The organism is Micrococcus sp. GbtcB5, from assembly GCF_019091605.1.
Classification (GTDB): Bacteria; Actinomycetota; Actinomycetes; order Actinomycetales; family Micrococcaceae; genus Micrococcus; species Micrococcus luteus.
In genome coordinates this window covers 1-347 of record NZ_JAGXJK010000116.1, presented here as the reverse complement: position 1 = coordinate 347, position 347 = coordinate 1, and the positions used below count along the sequence as shown (strand labels likewise).

Here is a 347-nt window from a genome sequence, read left to right as displayed (position 1 = left end):
ACGAGCTGATGGATCTTCGTGCTCAGCCCGCCACGGGAGCGCCCGATGCCGTGATCGGCCGGCTCCTCACGCGGATTCTTGTAGTTCGACCCATCCCCCTGTGAGGCGGGTGATGTTCGTCGCGTGCTGGTGGGCGCGGGCGATCGTGGAGTCCACCGAGACCGACCAATCGATCAGGCCTTCGGCGTCAGCGGCGGCGGTCAGCGTGGCCAGCACCGTGTCCCATGTGCCTTCTTCGGCCAAGCGCCGATGCCAGGTCCACACGGTCTGCCAGGGCCCGTAGACCTCGGGCAGATCCCTCCAAGCGATTCCGCACCTGTATCGGTAGATGATCGCCTCCACCATGG

General features: G+C 66.0%; 1 pseudogene. It reads right to left on the bottom strand.

The features are described 5' to 3' along the window. Nucleotides 1-347, bottom strand: a pseudogene (locus KVS67_RS11690) (transposase); the annotation flags it as partial.